Genomic DNA, 21,763 nt, shown 5'->3' with positions numbered 1-21,763 from the left:
ACTCAGTCGGTATCCGTCTCATCGACGATATGGATGGTGGCGGTCATGCCGGCACTGAGCAGTGTCTCGTCGGGGACCTCGTCGAGCGTGATACGCACCGGAATCCGCTGGGCCAGTCTGACCCAATTGAAGGTCGGCTCGACCTGGGGCAAGAGCTGGTCGTTGGGCGAGGTGTTGCTATCGGCGATCCCGCGACCGACGCCCGTGACATGGCCACGCAGTTCGGTATCGCCGTTCATCAGCGTGATCTTGGCGGTGTCGCCTTCTTCGATACGCGACATCTTGGTTTCTTCGAAATACCCGGTCACGTAGTAGGAGTCCGCTGTGACCAGCGCCATCACGGGATTGCCGGCCGAGACGTAGTTGCCCTCGGTGAGGCGCAGATTGAGGATATGCCCGTCGGCGGGGGCCTCGACCACGGTGCGCTTCAGGTCGAGCTGGGCGCTTTCAAGATCGGCTTGGGCCTCGTCGAGGTTGGCTTTCGCCACGCGGGTATCGATCCGCGCGACTTCGCGATCCTCGCTGCTGATGGCCTGGTTGCTCAGGTTGTTGCGGCGGTTCTCCTCGTGTCGCTTGAGCTCCAACTGCGCCTGATTCAACGCAACCACGGCCTGGGCCTTGTTGACGGCAGTTTGGTAACGCGACTGATCGATCTGGAACAGAGTATCGCCTTGCTCGACATGTTGCGTATCGCCCACCGGCAACTGGCGCACCCAGCCCGAGACATCCGGGGCGATCGTGACGACATCGGCGCGAACGCGGCCGTCGCGGGTCCATGGCGTATACAGGTAGTAATGCCAGAGCCAGACGCCGGCGGCGATGGCCAGTGCCACGACGACGAGAGTGACCAGCATGCGTAGTGGTGTGCGCATTTAAACGATTCCAGCAGTGGACGAGAAGGCAAAGGCGACGGCGGCGGTAATGATGACGAACAAGGCGACATCGAACCACGCTTCGAACCAGGGGATATTTTGCCCGACGAGTCGGTGCAACACAGTACGCACGATGAGTGCGCCGATGAACCCTAACAGGGCATAAATAAGCAGCGGGCTGAGATAGATGCCACCGACCGTGATTTCCTTGAGACCCATTCCCTCTCCCGTTCGCCAAGGCAAGCGCATATGTTAGCACGCTATCGAAATGCGCGACACCTGCCTATCGGCATTTCGCATGAACCGGCTTCCTCATGCACCGACTTTCACATGAACCCGTCTTTTATATGATTCGGTATTTTATATAAACCGATCTTTTATAAAAGAGTACAGCATGCCGTATTGAGGTTGTCAGTCTAGCGTTAAAACGCGCTCGGGCGGGATACGCGAATGCAGGCGCCAGCTCTCCGGCACAGTCTGGCGGATCTGTTCGAGAAGCGCGACGCTCTTGCGGGGCAAACGTCCGAAGGGGTAGAGCAGGGTGATGGGGAGCGACGAGGGCGCCCATTCTGCAAGGCAGGGCGTCAGGCTACCGGGATGATGTTGGAGGCGTTTCTCGGCCATCCAATGGGGAAGCAGGCCCAGGCCGCGTCCCCGCGCGATGGCATCGATATGCAAGACGTATTGATCCACGTGCAGGCGTGACGGCGGTAATGTGATCCGGGTTTCCCCTTCGCGGGCGTGATGCAACGTCACGCCCTGTTCGCTGGTACCGAGCAGGTCGACCCAGGCGTGTTCGGTCAGTTCGCGCGGGTGACGCGGTATGCCATGGCGCCGGAAATAATCGGGATGCGCGTAGACCCCGCGCCGCATGTAGCCAAGCGTCTCCTGACGCAGGCCACAGTCGGCAATATCGCCCAGCCACAGGCACAGGGTCTCGTCTTCGGGGCCCGTGGGCGGCGTCAGACGGGTATGCAGGTTCAGGCGCACGCCTGGATGACGCGCCACGAAATCCTCCATTTGCTGGTTGAACCAACCCCGCGCAAAGGCGTTATGCACCTCGACGGTCAACGCGCCGCTGACATCCGCGCGCAAGTCGTCGAGCGCCTGCTGGCCTTGCTCGGCAAGGTGGAGTATCTGCTGACTGTAGGCGAGAAACAGCGTGCCGGCTTCGGTGGGAAGCAGGCGGTTGGCTTGGCGTCGCAGCAGCGGCTGACCTAGCCGTTCCTCCAACTGGCTGATGCGCCGACTGAGTGTCGACTTCGCGAGTCCCAGTTCACGGGCGCTGGCGGTCAGGCTGCCGGACGCCATGACCGAGGCGAATGCGGTCAGTTCATCGAGATCGTGCATGCCATAGGCCATCGTCAGCGTGGTGCGTGGAGTGGATATCCATTCTGGCATATTGCATGACTCTTTTGAAAATCATTAACGCTTGTAACGATCTCTCGTTGCGTTGCAGATTGCGAAACGCCCCGTACCGTGACCTAGCGTGCTCTCTATGAAAGAATCTAAATGATAAAAATTCGTATTAAATATCAAAATATCATGCAAATGCTTCGGCCGGTGTCGGAGCGGGGTTCATCAGGGAGAACAACGCACTATGTCTTATCACATTCGTACGTCGGCGCTGGCATTCGCCGTTACCACTTTCGGCATGCCGCTGGCCTATGCCGCCGATGACGATGCCCAACTGGATAATGTCGTCGTGACTGCTGCGGGATACGCCCAGCAGGTAAAGGACGCGCCGGCGTCGATCAGTGTCATTTCGCGCGAGCAGCTTGAGAATAAGAGCTATTGGGATGTCACCGATGCGCTCCAGAATGTGCCCGGCGTCATGATCACCGGCGGGGGCGCCTCGCAGGACATCAGCATGCGGGGCATGGGCAGCAAGTACACTTTGATTCTCGTCGACGGCAAGCGTCAGGGGTCTCGGGAGACACGCCCCAATAGCGATGGACCGGGGATCGAGCAGGGTTGGCTGCCACCGTTGTCCGCCATCGAGCGAATCGAGGTGATTCGGGGGCCCATGTCTTCCTTGTATGGGTCCGATGCCCTGGGCGGCGTGGTCAATATCATCACGCGCAAGGTGGCTAAGGACTGGCATGGTAGCGTTACCGCCGAAACCACGGTTCAGGAGGACGCGGACTCGGGCGATTCGAACCGTAGCCGCTTTTATGTCGGCGGCCCGCTCAAAGAGAACACGCTGGGGCTTCAGGTTCACGGTCAATATTCACACCGTGACGAGGATCAAATCGTCGATGGTTTTAACGAGCGGCGGTTAGCGAGCGGTACGGCTAAGCTGAGCTGGACGCCATCGGCGGCGCACGATATTGACGTCGAGGCGGGTTACAGCAATCAGAAGCGTACTTCCAATCCCGGTGAGTCGATTGCCGAAGAAGGGCGAGGCGGTCCCAACGAGCGTTCGGAACAGGATTACGACCGTCGTCATTATGCCGTTACGCACAATGGTCGTTGGGGTTTCGGCGCCACGGAAAGCTATGTGCAGCGTGAAGAAGTCGATAATCCCTCGCGCGACATGGAATATGAAAATACGGTCTTCAACACGCAAAGCGTGATGCCTCTGGGGCGTCATATCTTGACGCTTGGCGGTCAATACCAGGATCAGGCGTTGACGGATGGCGGTAACGAAGCGGGTAACCTGGATGAACTGACACGCTGGCAATGGGCACTCTTCGTCGAGGACGAATGGGCGCTGACGCAGGATTTCTCGCTGACGGGGGGCACGCGGCTCAATAAAGACGAAAACTATGGGACGCATTGGGCACCACGCCTTTATGGGGTCTGGCAGGCGGCGCCACAATGGACTGTCAAAGGTGGCGTCACCAGCGGTTATCGTGCGCCGGATCTGCGTCAGGCATCGCCTGGCTGGGGGCAGATCACCGGCGGACCCAATTCAGCGGTGCCGGCGGTGATTCTCGGCAATGCGGATCTCCAGCCCGAAGAAAGTCTGAGTCATGAGCTGGGCGTGGTATGGGACGATCAAGAAGGCACCCAAGCCGGGGTGACGCTGTTCTATACGGAGTTCGACGACAAGATCACCGAACAACGTGTCTGCGATACGGAAGCGGGTGACGCGACGTGTACCTTCAACAATGAGGAATACCGCTTCATCAGCCAGCGCTTCAACGTCGATAAGGTCACCATGCAGGGTGTCGAGGCGACATTGACATTGCCATTGGGGCTGGATTATTCCCTGACGGCCAATTACACCTATACCGATTCCGAGCAAAAAACCGGGGATTTCAAAGGGCAACCGCTCAACAGACTGCCCGAGCACATGGCCAATGCCACGCTCGATTGGGAGCCGGGTGGCCCGCTATCGGGGTGGGCGCGCGTCAATTATCGTGGCCGCACGACCCAAGGATTGAGTCGCACGAGTATGACTGATGAGATTCCTTCCTACACTTTCGTAGACGTGGGCGCAGCCTACCGGTTGAGCGATGCGGCGACCCTGTTTGGCGGTGTGGACAATGTCTTCGACAAAGATGTGAACTACGACGTTTACGAAAAGGTGCTGGATGGTCGTCGCTATAATGCCGGTATCCGCGTCGAGTTCTGATGCATAAGACAAATTACCGATCATCGTGCAGGGAGGCTTCGGGCCTCCCTTTTGCGTTCGGGCGGTGTCTGGGTTGTTGCCATCGTGCATGCTATTTTCGATAAGCTTACTCACTCGTCATTGGTATCGAAGCCGCTAGGCCCGGAGTTGTATGTTACGTCGTTCGCTGGTGCGTATTTTTATCGTCCATGCCTTGGCACTGTCGCTGGGCATGGCGAGTCTTTCGGCGCTGGCCGCCGAGCGCGTCAAGGTTTTTGCTGCGGCCTCGCTGACCGATGCCGTCGATGCGCTGGCCGAGGCCTACGGGCGCGATCACGATGTCGACATCGTGCCGGTCTATGCCGCGTCGTCGACATTGGCCCGGCAGATCGCCAATGGTGCGCCGGCGGCCGTGTATCTCTCGGCCAACGAGCGCTGGATGGATTGGCTCGGCTCGCAGAACGGAATCACGCTCTCGCATCGCCATGATGTGCTGGGCAATCGTCTGGCATTGATTGCACCCCGGGACAGCGATGTTGACCGTTTCACGCTGGATGAGACCGCCTCGATCGCCGAACGATTGGGAGAAGGCCGCCTGGCACTCGGCAACCCAGAGCATGTCCCCGCAGGTATCTATGCCAAACAGGCGCTGACATCGCTGGGTCAGTGGCAGGCGCTCGTGCCACGGTTGGCGCGCGCCGACAACGTGCGCAGTGCCTTGGCGCTGGTCGAGCGTGGCGAGACGCCGTTGGGTATCGTCTATGCCAGTGATGCTCAAGCCAGCGACAAGGTCAAGACGCTGGGCACCTTTCCCGACGCCTCTCATGACCCGATCGTCTATCCTGTGGCTCTGGTGGGGGCATCACCCAGCGAGGAGGCCACGGCGTTAGCCAAGTGGCTGGAAGGCGATGAAGCGAGCGCTATCTTCCAACGTTACGGCTTTGCGACGCTGACCGACGGGGATAGCTGATGCTGACACCGCTGGAATGGGAGGCGCTGACCCTGAGTCTGCGTGTTTCCGGTGTCGCGGTGGCCGCGATCCTGTTGCCGGGACTAGGCATGGCCTACGTGCTGGCGCGTTTCGACTTCCCGGGCAAGGCCCTTGTCGATGGCATCGTGCATTTACCGTTGGTGCTGCCGCCGGTCGTGGTGGGGTATCTGCTGCTGGTATCGCTGGGGCGCCAGGGCTCGCTGGGCCAATGGCTGCACGAAACGCTGGGCGTGAGTCTGCCCTTCACCTGGCAAGGGGCGGCACTCGCTGGGGCGGTGATGGCGTTTCCATTGCTGGTGCGTGCTGTGCGCCTGTCGCTGGAGTCGGTCGATCGCAAGCTGGAGGAGGCCGCACGCACGCTGGGTGCGAGCCGCTGGAAGACCTTTCTCACGGTGACCCTGCCGTTGATATTGCCGGGCATCTTGACCGGTGGCGTGCTGGCGTTCGCACGCTCGCTATCCGAGTTTGGTGCGACGATTACCTTTGCCGCCAACATTCCCGGTGAGACGCGCACCTTGCCGCTGGCGCTCTACAGCCTGGTGCAGACGCCCGGAAAGGAGGCCGCCGCCGCGCGGCTTTGTGTGATTTCGGTGGTCGTGGCGTTGATCGCGCTGGTGGCGTCGGAATGGTTGGCGCGGCGCGCGCGTCGGCGTCTGGAGGGCCGTCATGCTTGAAGCGCAGGTCTTTCAGCGGCTGGGCGATTTCACCCTCGATACCTCTCTCACGGTGCCGGCGGAAGGCGTCACGGCGTTATTCGGGCGCTCGGGGAGCGGCAAGAGCAGCCTGATTCGGCTGATCGCCGGATTGGGGGCGCCGGAGGCAGGCACCATTCGATTGGGCGATACATGGCTGGTGGATACCCAGCGGCGTCGCTGGGTGCCGCCTCACCGGCGTCAGTTGGGCGTGGTGTTTCAGGAAGCACGGCTGTTTCCGCATTATTCGGTGCGCGGCAATTTGCGCTACGGCATGCCGCGCGCGGCGCGTACGGATTTCGATGACCTGGTCGAACTTCTGGGGATCGGTCATTTGTTGTCGCGTACGCCGGGGCGGCTCTCGGGAGGCGAGGCACGTCGCGTGGCCATCGGCCGGGCGTTGTTGTCGCGCCCGCGCATGCTGTTGATGGACGAGCCGCTCACTGGGCTGGACGGCGCGCGCAAGCAGGAGCTCTTGCGTTATATCCGGCGTCTGGCGCGCGATACTGGCGTACCGATTCTCTTCGTCAGTCACGATACGCGTGAAATTGGCGCACTGGCCGACCGCGTGGCATTGATCGAAGAGGGACGCGTGCTGGCCAGCGGGCCGGTGGACGAGATGTTTGCGCGCCTCGATCTGGGCCCACGCACCGGGCGCTTCGAGGCGTCTTCGTTGCTCGAGGCGCGTATCGTCGCGCACGATGAGGCGCTTTGCCTGACGCGTCTGGCACTGCCGGGCGTGATCGAGGGCGAGACGCTGAGTGTCGCGCGTCTCGATGGCGCGGTCGGCGATGCGGTGCGCTTGCGTCTTCGGGCGCGCGATGTGGGTGTGGCCTCCACGCAGACGCCGCCGCTGCCGGATGTAGCCTGCCTACCGGCGACGCTGCGGGAGATCGGTGATGAAGCCCACGGTCCCTTCGTCGAGGTGATGCTGGATGTCGGTGGGCAGGCGCTGCGGGCGCGTCTCACCCGTGAAGCCGTCGGTCAGATGGGACTGTATGCGGGCCAAGCGTTGCAGGCGCGGCTGCGTAGCGTGACGATCTCCCGCCATGACGTGATCGTGACGTAAGGGCCTTCAGGAGGCGGTGTGCCGCCGCCTTCCCGGTAGATTGATCACCGCCAGCCCGGCGATGACCAGCGCCCCACCGAGCAACTTGTGACTATCCAGGCCATCGCCGAGCAGCCAGACGCCGAGGAAAACGGCGATGACCGGCATCAGCAACGTCAGCGGCACGACCCGGTTGATCGGGTGACGGCGTAGCAGCGCATACCACAAGCCGTAGGCGATGATCGACGACATCACCGCCGTGTAGAATACCGCGCCCCAGCCGATCCAGCCGGCATGGCGAAGCGCTTGTATGTGCTGGGTCTCGAAAAGCCAACTGCCGAGGGCGACCTGGGGAATCGCGAACAGTGCGATCCACCCGGCCAGCGTCAGCGGAGAGATGGCCGGTGCACGCTTGATGATCAACGTCGATACCGCCCAGGCCAGGGCGCTGGTCAAAAGCGTCAACGTGGCCGTTACATTAGGCAGCGCTGGCCCGCCGGCGAGTACCACGGCACCGGCGAAGGCCAGCAGCAAGCCGAGCAGGCGGCGCAGGTCGAGGCGTTCCTTGAGAAAGACGGCGGCGAGCAAAGTGGCGAAGGGTGTGCCCATCTGTACAAGCAGGGCGCCGGTACCGGCCTCGGCTTGGCCCAGGCCCAGAAACAGCAGCGGGAAATGCAGGCCCCCGAAGGTGACCGAGAGCACCAGCAGCCACGGCAGTTGCGGCCGTGTCACCCGAGTGAAGGGCACGACCAATGCCGCGACCAGCATGAAGCGTAGTGTCATCAGCATCAGCGGCGGCATGTCGTCCACGCCGACCTTGATGACGATGATGTTGAAGGCCCAGATGACGATGACCATAAGGCCGATCAGGAGGTCGCGAAGCGGCACGGGGTGTCCTTGTAGGCGAATGGCGTTAGGCATTGTCTGAAAACTGCCTGCGCTCGGCCATACTGCGTTAAAAATCAGCTCGGGCGCGAGTCCGATCAAAATGCTCATTTACACCCGTAAACTGGTGCGCCAGCCCGGTCCGTTTTCGCTGATTTTTGCCTTGTCTGACCTTCGCTCGTCGACTTTTCAGATAGTGCCTAGGCATTATTCGCACTGGCTGATAGAACGCAAAAGGATAGCGCATGAAACGGACATTGTACGTGTCGAGCATGATGGTGTTGGGCATGTTGGCGCTGACACTCGCGTCGGCATTCGGAGAGGAGCGCTCGACGCTCGAACGCGCCACTTTGGATATTGCGGGAGATACGCTGTCGGTGGAGGTGGCCAGGCAGGCCGACGAGCGCGCTCGGGGATTGATGGAGCGCGATACGCTCGCATCAGATGCCGGCATGCTATTCGTCTACGCCAATCAGCAATCCCCTGAGGCGGCGTTCTGGATGTACCGCACGCGTATTCCGCTGGATATCGCCTTTCTCGGTGCGGATGGCGAGGTGCGCGCCATCCGGCACATGCAGCCGTGCCAGGCCGAGTCCAGCGCCGAGTGCCCCAGTTATGCGGCCGGGGCATCGTTTCGCGCGGCGCTGGAAGTCAATGCCGGTTACTTTCGTCGACACGGCATTGAGGCGGGCGATTATATCCCGATCGCGCCCTTGCTATCGCCACACTAGGCTTTGTACGAAAACTGTCTGTGCTCGGCCATACGGTGTTAAAAATCAGCTCAAAGTACTCATTTACACCCCGTAAACTCCGTCTTTTCGCTGATTTTTGCCTTGTCTGGCCATCGCTCGCCGACTTTTCGTTCATAGCCTAGGCTAGCGGGCCGCTTGTCAACGCTGACGTGACGCCGAATGTTCTATGATAAGGAGTGAGTACGTGGATCCGATATGGTGGTTGGCTTATCTGGCCTTGGGCGGTGTAGTGGGTATCTTCGCGGGTCTGCTGGGGGTCGGCGGTGGTGGCATCATGGTGCCGCTACTGACGTCGCTGTTCGCCTTGCAGGGCTTTCCGCATGACACCCTGGTACACGTGGCGCTGGGGACGTCGCTGGCCGCCATCGTGCCCACATCGCTGGCGAGCCTGCGCGCGCATCATCGTCGCGGCGGGGTGGTGTGGTCGGTAGTGCGTTCCATCACGCCGGGTATTCTAGTGGGGACGTTTCTGGGTACATTCCTGGCGTCCCACGTGCCGACGTCGGGGTTGGCCATCTTCTTTGCCTGTTTCATGGCCTTCGTTTCGATACAGATGCTGATCAATCTCAAGCCCCAGCCAGCGCGCACCTTGCCAGGCACCTGGGGCGTCTCGGGCGTGGGGTTGGGCATCGGCGGTATCTCCGCTCTGGTCGCCATCGGGGGCGGTTCGTTGACGGTGCCGTTTCTCACCTGGTGCAACGTCTCCATGCGGCGTGCCATCGGCACCTCTGCGGCGGTAGGACTGCCGATCGCGCTGGCGGGGGCGGTCGGCTACCTGATCAACGGCTGGGGAGAGCCGGGGTTGCCGGTGGGAACGTTGGGCTTCGTCTACTGGCCGGCGGTGATCTTGATGTCGAGCGTGAGTTTCTTCACTGCGCCACTGGGCGCCCGGCTCGCCCATCGTCTGCCCGTGTCCGCACTCAAGCGCATCTTCGCGTTTGTCTTGATGGCGTTGTCGGTGAAGATGTTGTTCACCGTCTTGTCGGGATAGACGTCGGAATTGAGTTAGACGTTAGTCGAATATGAGCGGGATATGGAAAACGTCTGTTCCGGTCGACGCAACGGACGGTTATCATGCCCGCCGGCTATCGACTTGGGCACATATTGCCTAAGCTGAGGGCAAGGGAACCGAATGCATCTGAAGAGGCCGCGCCGAGGTCATCTTCAGGTAGCTCCCTGTAACTGGCGCGGGCATTGGCTCTGCGGCTGGTTCGTCAAAATAATGTTAAAGAGGTGCATGCATGAAACGTTACGCTTTTACCGCTGCGTTATTCTCAGGGGCCCTGCTGGGTGCCGCCGCACTATCGACGCCGGCGATGGCTCAGGATCAGGAGCGCTTCGTCACCATCGGGACCGGTGGACAGACAGGGGTCTACTACGTGGTGGGTCAGTCGGTCTGTCGTCTGGTCAACCGCAACTCGGAGGACACCAACATTCGCTGTAATGCGCCGTCCACCGGGGGCAGCGTGGCCAACATCAACGGCATCAAGTCCGATGAGTTGAGCATGGGCGTCGCGCAGTCCGACGTGCAATATCGTGCTTACAACGGCGAGGGTGATTTCAAGGAGCCGATGGAAGACCTGCGTGCGGTATTTTCCGTGCACGGCGAACCGTTGACCGTTCTGGCGCGCAAGGATGCCGATATTAACGGTATCGAGGATCTTAAGGGCAAGCGCGTCAACATCGGCAACCCGGGCTCCGGTCAGCGTGCCACCATGGAAGTGTTGATGGACGCCGAAGGCTGGGACACCGATGTGTTCTCGCTGGCCTCCGAGCTGGGCGCTTCCGAAATGGCCTCGGCGCTGGCGGATAACAACATCGATGCCATGGCGTACGTGGTCGGCCATCCCAATGGCGCGATTCAGGAAGCCACCACGACCGTGGATGCCAATCTCGTCCCGCTGAACGACGATGCGGTGGATGGCTTGGTCGAAGAGTATCCCTACTATGCCAAGTCGGTCATTCCCGGCGGGATGTACAAGGGCAATGACGAGGACGTCGAGACCTTTGGCGTCAAGGCCACCTTCGTGACCTCTTCCAAAGTGGATGACGATGTCGTCTACGAAGTGGTCAAGGCGGTATTCGACAACTTCGATCGTTTCAAGCGTCTGCACCCGGCTTTCGCCAACCTGGAACCGGAAGAAATGATTTCCGACGGCCTCTCCGCGCCGCTGCACGAGGGCGCCAAACGCTATTATAAAGAGCGTGGCTGGCTGTAAGCGTTAGCTTAATGTCGTGCTAGACGATGCGCGGCCGCTTCGGCGCCGCGCATCGTTGGTTCTGGCCACGCGGTAGCGAACGCAACAAACGATTGTGATGTTTTTTGTCGGTCAGGGCGCACTTTGTGGGCCCTGATTAACACTACCGGGACAACAATATGCAAGACGATAAGTCGACGGCGTCTACACGTAACGCCGAGCTTGAAGAACTGGCCGCCAACGAGACAGGCGCCCGCAAGCCTGCCGGGCCGGTTGGCAAGCTGCTGCTTAGCGTGGCGGCGATCTGGTCGCTATTTCAGCTCTGGATCGCTTCGCCCTTACCCTTCGTATTCGGCTTTGGGGTGTTCAGTGCCACGGAGGCACGTTCCATCCATCTGGCCTTTGCCATCTTCCTGGCGTTCATGTCCTACCCGGCCTTCAAGCGCTCACCGCGCGGTAGAGTGCCGTTATTGGACTGGGGATTGGCGTTGGTAGGCACCTTCGCGGCGTCCTACATGTATATCTTTTACGAGCAACTGGCACAGCGACCCGGTGCGCCGATTCTGCAGGACGTCATCATCGGTGTGATCGGTCTGATACTGCTGCTGGAGGCCACGCGTCGCGCGCTGGGGCCACCGCTGATGATCGTGGCGCTAGTGTTCATCGTCTATTCGCTGGCCGGGCCTTATATGCCGGGGATGCTGGCGCATCGCGGGGTGAGCCTTTATGGTCTGGTCAATCACCAGTGGTTGACGTCGCAAGGCGTGTTCGGCATCGCCTTGGGGGTATCGACCAGCTTCGTGTTCCTGTTCGTCTTGTTCGGTGCCTTGCTGGATAAGGCGGGGGCCGGCAACTATTTCATCAAGATGGCGTTTTCCATGCTGGGCCACTATCGCGGCGGCCCGGCCAAGGCGGCAGTCGTCGCCTCGGGGATGACCGGCCTTATTTCGGGCTCCTCGATTGCCAATACCGTGACCACCGGTACTTTTACCATTCCCATGATGAAGCGTGTCGGGTTCAGCCCCACCAAGGCTGGTGCGGTCGAGGTGTCCTCATCGGTCAACGGGCAGATCATGCCGCCGGTGATGGGAGCCGCCGCGTTCTTGATGGTCGAGTATGTGGGCATTTCCTATGTCGAGGTCATCAAGCATGCCTTCCTGCCGGCGTTGATTTCCTATATCGCACTGATCTATATCGTTCACCTCGAGGCGCTCAAGGCTAATATGCAGGGGCTTGAAAGCAGCAATCCCGTGCGCCCGTGGCTACAGAAAATCGTCGGCTTCTTGACCGGGCTGGTCGGGATCATGGCCCTGGCCTTGATCGTGTATTACGGGCTGGGATGGCTCAAGCCGGTGTTGGGTGAGGCCATGCCGTGGGTGGCCGCTGTGGGTCTGGCGGTAATCTATGTGGCGTTGCTCAAGTTGGGGTCACGCTACCCCGAGCTCGAGAAGGACGATGCCAAGAGCGACATCACGGTGCTGCCGCAAACGCGGCCCACGGTGATGGTGGGACTTTACTTCCTGCTGCCCGTCGTGGTGCTGGTGTGGTGCCTGATGGTGGAACGCTTGTCACCGGGTCTTTCGGCCTTCTGGGCCACCGTGCTGATGATCGCCATTATCTTGACTCAGCGCCCGCTGGAGGCGTTCTTCCGCGGTCGCGGCGAACTGGGCAATGAAGTGAAGCGTGGCTTCATCGATCTCTGGGAAGGTTTGATCGACGGCGCGCGCAACATGATCGGTATCGGCATTGCCACGGCGGCGGCGGGGATCATCGTCGGCGCCGTCTCTCAGACCGGGGTAGGTCTGGTGTTGGCCGGGTTGGTCGAGACACTGTCGATGGGCAACCTGTTGCTGATGCTAATGCTGACGGCGGTGCTGAGCCTGATCCTGGGCATGGGCCTGCCGACCACGGCCAACTATATCGTGGTTTCCGCGCTGTTGGCGCCGGTCATCGTCCAGTTAGGTGAGCAGAATGGCTTGATCGTACCGTTGATCGCAGTGCATCTGTTCGTCTTCTATTTCGGCATCATGGCCGATGTGACGCCCCCGGTAGGGCTGGCCTCGTTCGCTGCTGCGGCGATTTCCGGGGGCGACCCCATTCGCACCGGTTTCCAGGCGTTCTATTACAGCTTGCGTACGGCGGCGCTACCATTCCTGTTCATCTTCAATACCGACCTGCTGTTGATCGATGTGAACTGGTGGCACGGGATACTGATCTTCGTGGTGGCGACGGGGGCGATGCTGATCTTCGCCGCCGCCACGCAGGGTTACATGGTGGTGAGAAGCCGCTGGTACGAGAGTCTTTTGCTGCTGCTGGTGGCTTTCACGCTATTCCGGCCCGGGTTCTGGATGGACATGATTCACGATCCGTATCGTGACATCCCGCCCGCGCAGTTCGAGCAGGCGTTAGGCGCCATCGACGACGACAGCAATCTGCGCGTTCGTGTCGACGGTCTCGACGCCTATGGGTCACCGACCAGCTTCGTGATGCTGGTACCGGCTCCGGACGGCGATACTGGTGCCGAGCGCATGCAGAACCTGGGGCTGACCCTGATGCAGGAGGACGGCAAGACGCTGGTCGACATGACCGATTTCGATAGCCAGGCAGAAGAATTGGGCTTCGACTTCGATCAAGAGATCGTGTCGATCCGTGCGCCCGTCGAACGCTGGCCGAAGGAATGGATGTGGATACCGGGACTGGCGGTATTCGCACTCGTCGTCTGGCTGCAACGCCGCAGGCGGCCGACGCCGAGCCGGCACGCCGACGCCACGACGTAAACGGCCTCATCGTGTCGGTACGTGGTGCAACAAAATGCGCCCGCTTCGCAAGAGGCGGGCGCTTTTGATGACGGCCGTTGCCTGCATTGGCTATGCCATCGCCTCGGAGTGAGCACCCGGAAGGGTCAATGGCGTGTCACTATCGAGGCGGCAGTCAGTATTTTTTGCGACAATGCTCAAAAATACCCTCACAATTTCTCAGACTCCCAATGAGGCTGCCATGGCGTCGCTGTCAACGATTCATCTTTATCCCATCAAGTCCACTGCGGGACGCGAACAGGAATCGGCGTGGGTCGGTATGGAAGGGATAGTAGGCGATCGGCGTTTCATGGTTGCCAAGCCCGATGGCACTTTTCTGACGGCCCGCACGCATCCTCAACTACAGCGCGTGACCGCGACGTTCGACGGTCAGGCGTTGAGCCTGTCGCATCCCGAATTGCCGGCGCTGGAACTGGCGGTGGGCGCCTTCGATCTGACGACCTTCGCCACCACAGTATGGGCCGACGACTTCGATGCCTGGACCACGCATGCGCGCCTCGACGCCTGGTTCAGCGAAGCGGCGGGAGAGCCCGCACGATTGTTGTGGCTGGGCGATCAGTCCCCGCGCTATCGGCGCTCCATCGAACAACGCGTCAGCTTTGCCGACGGCTATCCGTTGTTATTGATCTCCGAGGCCTCGTTGGCCGATCTCAACACGCGTACCGCTGAACAACACGTCATGGCACAGTTTCGTCCCAATCTGGTGATCGCCGGTACCTCGGCGTATGCCGAGGATGAGTGGCGACGCATCCGCCTGGGCGAGGTCGTGTTTCGCGTCGACAAGCCTTGTGCTCGCTGCGCGATGGTCAGCGTCGATCCCGCCACGGGCACGTTCAAGGAGGGCCGTGAACCTTTGCGCACGCTGGCCGGTTATCGGCGCGGCGAAGGCGGCAAGGTGTATTTCGGGCAGAACCTGATTGCCGAAAACGAAGGCCGTGTCACGCGTCACGATCGTCTCGAGGTGCTGGAGTGACGAAGATGGATCAGCCAGGCTACTCGACGACTGCGCATGGCATGCAAGCGCCTTATCGCGGTGGTAGGGTCATTGATAGCGGTATGACGTTTCTTCTCACACTCGGATGGGAACGGCTAATCATGAGTGTCTTGATGACGCTGAGGCAATGCCTGGGATGCCGAGGCATGGCAGCCGGACTGGGCTTCTTGTTGCTCATGACCGGTGCTACGGCGGTACATGCGCACCCATTGCCGGCCCCTGAAGGGAAGGTCATGTTGACCGTGGAGGGCGATATCTCGCGTACCAACGGTGATGGTGTGGCGCGTTTCGACCGCGCCATGCTCAAGGAATTGCCACAGAGCACCATCGTCACGCACACCCCTTGGACCGAAGGCACGTCGCGCTTCGAAGGTCCTTTGCTGGGCGCGATTTACGATGCGGTCGGCGCTCACGGCGATTTGCTGCACGTCGTCGCGTTGAATGATTTCGCTGCCGACGTACCGCTGGCCGAGGCAAAGCAGTACGACGTGATTCTGGCCATGCGGCGTGACGGCGAGCCGATGCCGGTGCGTGAGTACGGCCCGCTGTTCGTACTCTATCCTTTCGATGATCACCCCGAACTGCAGACTGAGGAAGTGCGTTTCCGCTCGGTCTGGCAGGTCGCGCGTATCATCGCGGAATGATGATGGCCTGGCGCTCCCGCATCCACCTCGTGTCGCGCTTGCCGCTACGGCTCAAGCTCGGGGCCTGCGCGGCGATCCTGTTTTTCGTCGCCGCTCTGGTGGTGGTCAGCCTGATCATCTGGCGTCAGGAAGTCCTGGCCAAGAGCGTTGCCGGCGACGCCGCCTGGGCGGCCTACAAGCTGGACCGGGAAACCATCCAGATGCGCAATGCCGTCTTGCAGGCCGAACAGAATCCGAGTGAATTCGATGACGTGCGCATGCGCTTCGAGCTGCTGTATAGCCGTATCAATCTGCTGCGCGAGGGTGAAATCGCCGCGCTTTTCCAGTCGCTGCCCGAGGCGCGAGCCTTGCTACCGGAGATCCTGTCGCGCAGCGATGCACTCGATGCTGCCCTTTCGCGTATGTCCACAGCATCGCCCGATCTGAGCTCTCTGGAAGAGCGCCTGAAAACGTTGAGCGGCCTCAGCGAGCGCCTCGTCGTGTCGGTCAACGCCTATCTCGCCGAATCCAAGACGCGTGAGCGCGAGGTGCAATTGGCGCTGTATGCGGCCTTGCTGGCGTTGATCATGTTGATGTGCGGCGCCACCGTGCTGGTGATCCGCTTCCTGTTCCAGGAAGCGGGAGAGAATATTGCGGCGCGACGGGCATTGGAGCATCTGAGCCAGGAGCTTCAGGAGACCGCGCGTCATGCCGAGTCTGCGAACCAGGCCAAGTCGGACTTCCTGGCTACCGTCAGCCATGAGATACGCACGCCGCTCAACGGTGTGCTGGGCATGACGGAACTGCTGCGCGAGCGCGCGCTGGATGAGACCTCGCATCAATATGTCGAGACCATCCACGATAGCGGTTCACAGCTGCTGGCGTTGATCAGCGATCTGCTGGATTTTTCCAAGATCGAGGCCGGGCATCTGGATATCGAGCACGAGACGTTTTCGCTCCCCGAGTTGGTTGCGTCCTTGATGCGGCTGCTGGAGCCGCGCGCCACGCATGTCGAGTTCGCGAGTGTCGTCTCGCCTGCGGTATCCGAGTACCTGGTCGGCGATGTGGGACGCTTGCGCCAGATATTGCTCAACCTGCTCTCCAACGCGCTCAAGTTTACACGGCAAGGCAATGTGACGTTGATCGTCAAGCCCATGCGCGGCGATTGGATACATTTCGAGGTGAGCGACACCGGTTGCGGCATCCACGATGTGGATCGCGAACGCTTGTTCCAGCCCTTTTACCAGGGGGGCGCCACGCAGGGCGGGACCGGCCTGGGCCTGGCGATCAGCAAGCGACTGGTGGAAGCCATGCAGGGGCGTATCGGCGTCTCGAGTCCGGCCGACGAGGGCAGCCGCTTCTGGTTCGAGCTGCCATTGCCCCGCAACGACGGGAATGACGAAACGTATATTCCGTCAGGGGAAACATGGGACGCGACGGCGGCACGTACCGCGCCGCTGCTGGTGATCGAGGATAATCCCGTTAATCGCCAGGTCGCCGTGGCCATGCTCGAACGTCTCGGGCATACGGTGAAGGTCGCCGAGAGTGGCGAGGCTGCCTTGGCGCTGACCGAGCACACGGCTTTCGCCTTGATTTTCCTGGATATCCGCATGCCCTCGCTCGATGGGCCGGAGACCGCACGGCGGATTCTCGCCCAGAACGGCCCCAACCAGGCCACACCCTTGGTCGCGATGACCGCGAGCGTCACTACTCAGGAACACCAGCGGGCCCTGGCATCCGGCATGGCGGAGGTGTTGACGAAACCCATACGCCAGCAGGTGCTGGTCGATATCCTGGTGCGTTTCGGCGTACGCGATCCGCAAAAAATGATCACGCCTGACCATAACCGGCCCTCTGCTGTGGCTGAGTCGGCGGATACGCGACCGGCGCTTCTCGATCGCCAGGAATTCGCGACGCTCGGGGAGACGTTGGGCGCAGCGCAACGTAGTGCGTTGGTGGCCGCCTGGCAGTATCAGTCGCGGGTGTTGGAGGCGGCGCTCGAGGCGGCCATCGCCGACGCGGACATGACGCGTACGGCCGAGCTGGCACATCGTCTCAAGGGCGAATCGTCGTCACTGGCCTTGATGCGCCTGGTACGCGACAGCGACTACCTGGAGCGGGTGGCACGCCAGGCAGATTCGGAGGAAGCTGGCCGCCAATGGACCATGCTGCGTCCCATCATCACCTCGTCGCGGCAAGCGCTGCGCATGGCCAACGATATGCCTGCTTGAAGGGCACCTCTCATCAGGAGACATCGCGATGCACAAGAAACGCTGGATCGGCGGGGGCGTTCTGCTGCTATTGCTGGGAGTCGGCTGGTGCGCCGCGCAGGCATGGTCGAGTCATGTCGGCGAACAGGCGCTGGAGCGTCTGACCGCACAGTTGGACGCTCGCGAGGGCTGGCAGGCCTCGCGGCATGAGGTCGAACAAGGGTGGTGGCAGTCCTCCGGCGTTCTGCGCCTGGAAACCGTTGCGTCGGAAGGCAGGCCGCTGCGCGTGACGCTTCCTTATGGTGTCCGCCACGGTGTACTGAGCAGCCACCTCGATGGCGAGGCGGTTGTCACCTACGCGGGGGAGACGCTGTTGGCGGCGGAGGCGGCCCCGACATGGCAGGCCACCTACCGGACCTTATCGGGCGATATGCAAGGGCGTCTGGAATGGCCGGCGTTCACCTCACGCGCTGTGCTGCCGGAGGCGGCATCACTGGAAGTCGGCGCCGGCGAGCTGGCATTGCGCGGGCACCCCGGGGACGTGCGTTATCACTTGCGCTCGGCGCCGTGGCACGTCTCGCTGGACGAGACGTCGCTCGAACTCGGGGCGCTCGACGTCGAGGGTCGCCATCGGGGTGATGAGCGAACTTTTCATCACAGTATGGCTCTCTCTCTGGCGTCGCTGACCTGGCAGGGCGGTGCGCCGTTTTCGCTGAATGCGTTGGACTACGAGGCCGATATGCGTCTCGGTGATGACACCTTCGGCTATCACGGCGAAGGCGATGTGGCAGATATCGCCGTAGCGGGGCAGTCAGTGGCCTCGGGGCGCATGTCGCTGGGGCTGGAGCGCGTCGATGCCGACGCCCTGCGTGCGCTGGTCGAACGCATGCGCGAGGATAATTCGGGCGCCGCCACCGGTGATGATGCGACTTCCGTCGACGCGACGTCGCGGTGGGCGCGTTTGACCCCTTTGATAGTGAATGTGCTGCGCGATTCACCGCGACTCACGCTGGAAACCTTGCAAGTGACCAGCGAGGCCTTCGGCGTCGATAGTCGCGCCTTTGGAGAGTTGACGCTCGACGGTGACGATGTGACCTCGCTGGCAGCCATGCCGGTGACGTCACCCGCCTTCTGGCGCCACCTCCAGCAGCGTCTCGATGGCCGTGTCACGCTTGTCGATGCGCCGGCGCTTTTGGCCTTGCATCTGGGGCTTGTGCCGGAGACGCCGCGTCTGGTGTTTCGCGTCGATGCCGGTCAGTGGCGCGTCAATGAACGAGCACTGCGCTGGTAAGCATCATCCCGCGTAGACTTGAAGTTCGCCGGTGACGCCCGCATTCCTCTTGGCAAATGGGCCATTTGCCCGACGACTTTCAAGGTGAATGATGAGCGAACGCGATCAGGATCAATCCCGGGATTTTTACGCCGAGCTCGAAGAGGCTCAGCAAGACGCCGAAGAGGCAAATTCCCCGACGCAAGACGATCAAGAGTCGACCTCCGAAGGGCGCGCGATGGTGCCGACGCAGGCTTATCTGCCTGAGCGGCTCTACCTGCTGCCAATTCACAACCGGCCGTTCTTCCCCGCGCAGGTGCAGCCGCTGGTCATCCACCGCGAACGCTGGGAAGACACCATGGAGCGGGTCGGCAACACGCCGCACCAAAGTGTCGGGGTGGCGTTCGTCGGCGATTCCGGCGTCGATGAGCTAGGGCCCGGCGACTTCCCGGAGATCGGCACGGCGGTAAAGGTTCATCGCTCGCAGACCGAAGAGCAGCAGATCCAGTTCATCGCCCAGGGGGTGCGGCGTTTTCGCATCGTCCGCTGGTTGTCGAAGACACCGCCGTACCTGGTCGAGGTCACCTATCCCAAGGAACCCATCGAGGCCAGCGACGAGGAAGCGCGCGCCTACGCCATGGCGATGATCAACGGCATCAAGGAGTTGCTGCCGATCAATCCGCTGTACGGCGAGGAGCTCAAGCATTATCTCAATCGCTTCAGCCCCCATGAGCCCGGGCCGCTGACCGATTTCGCTGCGGCCATCACCTCGGCCAAGGGGCCCGAGCTGCAGGAAGTGCTCGAGACGCTACCGGTGATGGCGCGCATGCAGAAGGTACTGCCGCTGCTGCGCAAGGAAATCGAGGTGGCGCAGCTGCAAAGCGAGATCAGCGAGCAGGTCAACGCGCAGATGCAGGACCGCCAGCGCGAGTTCTTCCTGCGCGAACAGCTCAAGGTCATCCAGCGCGAACTAGGTATCTCCAAGGACGACCGCGAGAACGATGTCGATACGTTCCGCGAACGCATAGAAAACCTGGAAGTGCCCGAGCGCGTCATGGAGCGCATCGATGACGAACTGGGCAAGTTATCGGTACTCGAAACCGGCTCACCGGAATATGGCACCACCCGCAACTACCTGGACTGGTTGACCTCGCTGCCGTGGGGGATTACCTCCGAGGACCAGCTCGATTTACCCCGGGCACGCAAGATTCTCGATCGCGACCATGACGGCCTGACGGACGTCAAAGAGCGGATCGTCGAGTTCCTCGCCGAAGGCACCTTCAAGGGCGATGTCGGGGGCTCCATCTTGTTGCTGGTCGGCCCGCCAGGGGTTGGTAAGACCTCGGTGGGGCGCTCCATCGCCGAAGCCCTGGGCCGCGAATTCTATCGCTTCTCGGTGGGCGGCATGCGTGACGAGGCCGAGATCAAGGGCCACCGACGGACCTATATCGGTGCGATGCCAGGTAAGCTGGTGCAGGCGCTCAAGGAAGTCGAGGTCGAAAACCCGGTGATCATGCTCGACGAGGTCGACAAGATGGGCCAGTCGTTCCAAGGCGACCCGGCCTCGGCGCTGCTCGAAGTGCTCGACCCCGAGCAGAACGTCGACTTCCTCGATCATTATCTCGACGTGCGCATGGACCTTTCCAAGGTGCTGTTCGTATGCACTGCCAACACCCTGGATTCGCTACCGCCGGCGCTGCTCGACCGTATGGAACAGATTCGTCTGTCGGGCTACATCGCCGAGGAAAAGATGGCCATCGCCAAACACCATCTGTGGCCCAAGCTGCTTGAGCGCGACCGCATTCCCAAGAAGCGCATCAATCTCACCGATGCCGCGCTCAGGAAGGTTATCGAGGGTTATGCGCGCGAAGCCGGGGTGCGTCAGTTGGAAAAGCAACTGCATCGCATCGTGCGCAAGGCGGCGGTGACGATGCTCGAAAACGAGCAGGACACGGTCAAAATCTCGGTCAACAACCTCGAGGATTTCCTCGGCGCGCCGACATTCCGCAAGGAAAAAGTGCTCAAGGGCGTCGGCGTGGTCACCGGACTGGCATGGACCTCGATGGGCGGGGCGACGCTGCCGGTCGAGGCGGCGCGTGTGCATGCGAAATCGCGCGGTCTCAAGCTCACCGGCCAACTGGGCGACGTGATGCAGGAGTCGGCCAATATCGCCTATAGCTACACGGTGGCACATCTCAAGGAATTCGGCGCCGATCCGACCTTCTTCGACGAGGCGCATGTGCACATGCACGTGCCCGAGGGTGCCACGCCCAAGGATGGCCCCTCGGCCGGCGTGACGATGACGACGGCGCTGCTGTCGCTGGCCAAGCAACAGCCCCTTGATCGCCCCCTGGCGATGACCGGTGAGCTGACGCTGAGCGGCCAGGTGCTGCCGATAGGTGGCGTTCGCGAGAAGGTGATCGCCGCGCGGCGCAGCGATATCTTCGAACTGATTCTGCCCGAGCCCAACCGCCGCGATTACGAGGAACTGCCCGACTATCTCAAGCAGGGGATGACCGTGCACTTCGCCAATCGCTACCGGGACGTGGCCAAGGTAGTCTTCGGCTAGCCGTTTAGTACCGGTCCGAAGGGCCGTGTTCATGTGCTCACTATTGGGCGCGATCGGATGTCCGATCGCGCCCAACGTCGTTACAATGGGCTTACCCCTTTTCTGCGCGGGGCGTGGCGAGTCGCTTTATCCAGATCGTTTCACTAGAAGAGCCGCTTCACGAGAGCCGCCTTATCAAGAAATACAAGGCCCGCGCAACGTCATTTGACCGTGACATTGGACGCACGTCGCTCGTCTTTATCGCTGCATCACCACAGCCGGCATGCGTCGCCCATAATTCGCCC

Annotated in this window: 17 protein-coding genes; 13 read left to right on the top strand and 4 right to left on the bottom strand. The window is 61.3% G+C overall.

Annotation, left to right across the window (positions count from 1 at the left end):
* Window positions 1–2: 2 nt before the first annotated feature.
* The 3 genes from L1071_RS11680 to L1071_RS11670 all read right to left on the bottom strand — a co-directional run bounded on the left by L1071_RS11680 (window position 3) and on the right by L1071_RS11670 (window position 2,273).
* Window positions 3–872 (bottom strand): efflux RND transporter periplasmic adaptor subunit, encoded by an 870-nt coding sequence (locus L1071_RS11680; protein WP_246975064.1) that lies wholly within the window; start codon window positions 870–872, stop codon window positions 3–5.
* Window positions 873–1,091 (bottom strand): DUF1656 domain-containing protein, encoded by a 219-nt coding sequence (locus L1071_RS11675; protein ID WP_246975062.1) that lies wholly within the window; start codon window positions 1,089–1,091, stop codon window positions 873–875. It lies immediately after the preceding gene.
* 192 nt (window positions 1,092–1,283) lie between these two features.
* Entirely contained in the window at window positions 1,284–2,273 is a 990-nt protein-coding gene (locus tag L1071_RS11670) for a LysR family transcriptional regulator (RefSeq protein WP_246975060.1), read from the bottom strand.
* Between the two features lie 199 nt (window positions 2,274–2,472).
* On the opposite strand from L1071_RS11670, the gene L1071_RS11665 reads away from it, so the two are divergent.
* The 4 genes from L1071_RS11665 to modC all read left to right on the top strand — a co-directional run bounded on the left by L1071_RS11665 (window position 2,473) and on the right by modC (window position 7,183).
* Window positions 2,473–4,452, top strand: coding sequence for a ligand-gated channel protein (locus L1071_RS11665; RefSeq protein WP_246975058.1), 1,980 nt, complete (start codon window positions 2,473–2,475; stop codon window positions 4,450–4,452).
* 151 nt (window positions 4,453–4,603) lie between these two features.
* Complete coding sequence (gene modA / locus L1071_RS11660; protein WP_246975056.1) at window positions 4,604–5,401, top strand: molybdate ABC transporter substrate-binding protein; 798 nt, start codon at window positions 4,604–4,606, stop codon at window positions 5,399–5,401.
* Window positions 5,401–6,096, top strand: coding sequence for a molybdate ABC transporter permease subunit (modB, locus tag L1071_RS11655; RefSeq protein ID WP_246975054.1), 696 nt, complete (start codon window positions 5,401–5,403; stop codon window positions 6,094–6,096). The genes modA and modB overlap by 1 nt, the downstream gene beginning before the upstream one ends.
* Window positions 6,089–7,183 carry a molybdenum ABC transporter ATP-binding protein gene (gene modC, locus L1071_RS11650; protein WP_246975052.1) on the top strand — a complete coding sequence of 365 codons (1,095 nt, stop codon included), beginning with the start codon at window positions 6,089–6,091 and terminating at the stop codon, window positions 7,181–7,183. Before modB ends, modC begins: the two co-directional genes overlap by 8 nt.
* Before the next feature lie 6 nt (window positions 7,184–7,189).
* On the opposite strand, the gene L1071_RS11645 is transcribed toward modC, so the two are convergent.
* Window positions 7,190–8,050, bottom strand: coding sequence for a DMT family transporter (locus tag L1071_RS11645; protein WP_246975049.1), 861 nt, complete (start codon window positions 8,048–8,050; stop codon window positions 7,190–7,192).
* Window positions 8,051–8,292: 242 nt separating this feature from the next.
* Between L1071_RS11645 and L1071_RS11640 the strand changes: the two genes are divergently transcribed.
* The 9 genes from L1071_RS11640 to lon all read left to right on the top strand — a co-directional run bounded on the left by L1071_RS11640 (window position 8,293) and on the right by lon (window position 21,479).
* Entirely contained in the window at window positions 8,293–8,778 is a 486-nt protein-coding gene (locus tag L1071_RS11640; RefSeq protein WP_246975045.1) for a DUF192 domain-containing protein, read from the top strand.
* Window positions 8,779–8,983: 205 nt separating this feature from the next.
* Complete coding sequence (locus L1071_RS11635) at window positions 8,984–9,790, top strand: sulfite exporter TauE/SafE family protein (protein WP_246975042.1); 807 nt, start codon at window positions 8,984–8,986, stop codon at window positions 9,788–9,790.
* Window positions 9,791–10,040: 250 nt separating this feature from the next.
* A complete protein-coding gene (locus tag L1071_RS11630) occupies window positions 10,041–11,018 on the top strand; it encodes a TAXI family TRAP transporter solute-binding subunit (RefSeq protein ID WP_246975039.1) in 978 nt (325 codons plus the stop codon).
* Window positions 11,019–11,176: 158 nt separating this feature from the next.
* Window positions 11,177–13,774 carry a TRAP transporter permease gene (locus L1071_RS11625; protein WP_246975036.1) on the top strand — a complete coding sequence of 866 codons (2,598 nt, stop codon included), beginning with the start codon at window positions 11,177–11,179 and terminating at the stop codon, window positions 13,772–13,774.
* Window positions 13,775–13,994: 220 nt separating this feature from the next.
* Window positions 13,995–14,786, top strand: coding sequence for an MOSC domain-containing protein (locus L1071_RS11620; protein ID WP_246975033.1), 792 nt, complete (start codon window positions 13,995–13,997; stop codon window positions 14,784–14,786).
* A gap of 167 nt (window positions 14,787–14,953) precedes the next feature.
* A complete protein-coding gene (locus tag L1071_RS11615; RefSeq protein ID WP_246975030.1) occupies window positions 14,954–15,451 on the top strand; it encodes a putative pterin-binding protein in 498 nt (165 codons plus the stop codon).
* A gap of 2 nt (window positions 15,452–15,453) precedes the next feature.
* Window positions 15,454–17,661, top strand: coding sequence for an ATP-binding protein (locus L1071_RS11610; RefSeq protein ID WP_246975028.1), 2,208 nt, complete (start codon window positions 15,454–15,456; stop codon window positions 17,659–17,661).
* 28 nt (window positions 17,662–17,689) lie between these two features.
* Window positions 17,690–18,931 carry a DUF945 family protein gene (locus L1071_RS11605; protein WP_246975025.1) on the top strand — a complete coding sequence of 414 codons (1,242 nt, stop codon included), beginning with the start codon at window positions 17,690–17,692 and terminating at the stop codon, window positions 18,929–18,931.
* Window positions 18,932–19,022: 91 nt separating this feature from the next.
* Entirely contained in the window at window positions 19,023–21,479 is a 2,457-nt protein-coding gene (gene lon / locus L1071_RS11600) for an endopeptidase La (protein ID WP_246975022.1), read from the top strand.
* Window positions 21,480–21,763: the final 284 nt, after the last annotated feature.

This window comes from Chromohalobacter sarecensis (assembly GCF_023061135.1).
Classification (GTDB): domain Bacteria; phylum Pseudomonadota; class Gammaproteobacteria; order Pseudomonadales; family Halomonadaceae; genus Chromohalobacter; species Chromohalobacter sarecensis.
This window is presented reverse-complemented; position numbering and strand designations above follow the sequence as displayed.

Bases quoted from the DNA above. Each gene is read 5' to 3' on its own strand.
- modA (WP_246975056.1), top strand. From the start codon at position 4,604: ATGTTACGTCGTTCGCTGGTGCGTATTTTTATCGTCCATGCCTTGGCA.
- L1071_RS11620 (WP_246975033.1), top strand. From the start codon at position 13,995: ATGGCGTCGCTGTCAACGATTCATCTTTATCCCATCAAGTCCACTGCG.
- modC (WP_246975052.1), top strand. From the start codon at position 6,089: ATGCTTGAAGCGCAGGTCTTTCAGCGGCTGGGCGATTTCACCCTCGAT.
- L1071_RS11610 (WP_246975028.1), top strand. From the start codon at position 15,454: ATGGCCTGGCGCTCCCGCATCCACCTCGTGTCGCGCTTGCCGCTACGG.
- L1071_RS11675 (WP_246975062.1), bottom strand. From the start codon at position 1,091: ATGGGTCTCAAGGAAATCACGGTCGGTGGCATCTATCTCAGCCCGCTG.
- L1071_RS11605 (WP_246975025.1), top strand. From the start codon at position 17,690: ATGCACAAGAAACGCTGGATCGGCGGGGGCGTTCTGCTGCTATTGCTG.
- L1071_RS11640 (WP_246975045.1), top strand. From the start codon at position 8,293: ATGAAACGGACATTGTACGTGTCGAGCATGATGGTGTTGGGCATGTTG.
- L1071_RS11630 (WP_246975039.1), top strand. From the start codon at position 10,041: ATGAAACGTTACGCTTTTACCGCTGCGTTATTCTCAGGGGCCCTGCTG.
- lon (WP_246975022.1), top strand. From the start codon at position 19,023: ATGAGCGAACGCGATCAGGATCAATCCCGGGATTTTTACGCCGAGCTC.
- L1071_RS11665 (WP_246975058.1), top strand. From the start codon at position 2,473: ATGTCTTATCACATTCGTACGTCGGCGCTGGCATTCGCCGTTACCACT.
- L1071_RS11615 (WP_246975030.1), top strand. From the start codon at position 14,954: ATGGCAGCCGGACTGGGCTTCTTGTTGCTCATGACCGGTGCTACGGCG.
- L1071_RS11625 (WP_246975036.1), top strand. From the start codon at position 11,177: ATGCAAGACGATAAGTCGACGGCGTCTACACGTAACGCCGAGCTTGAA.
- L1071_RS11680 (WP_246975064.1), bottom strand. From the start codon at position 872: ATGCGCACACCACTACGCATGCTGGTCACTCTCGTCGTCGTGGCACTG.
- L1071_RS11670 (WP_246975060.1), bottom strand. From the start codon at position 2,273: ATGCCAGAATGGATATCCACTCCACGCACCACGCTGACGATGGCCTAT.
- modB (WP_246975054.1), top strand. From the start codon at position 5,401: ATGCTGACACCGCTGGAATGGGAGGCGCTGACCCTGAGTCTGCGTGTT.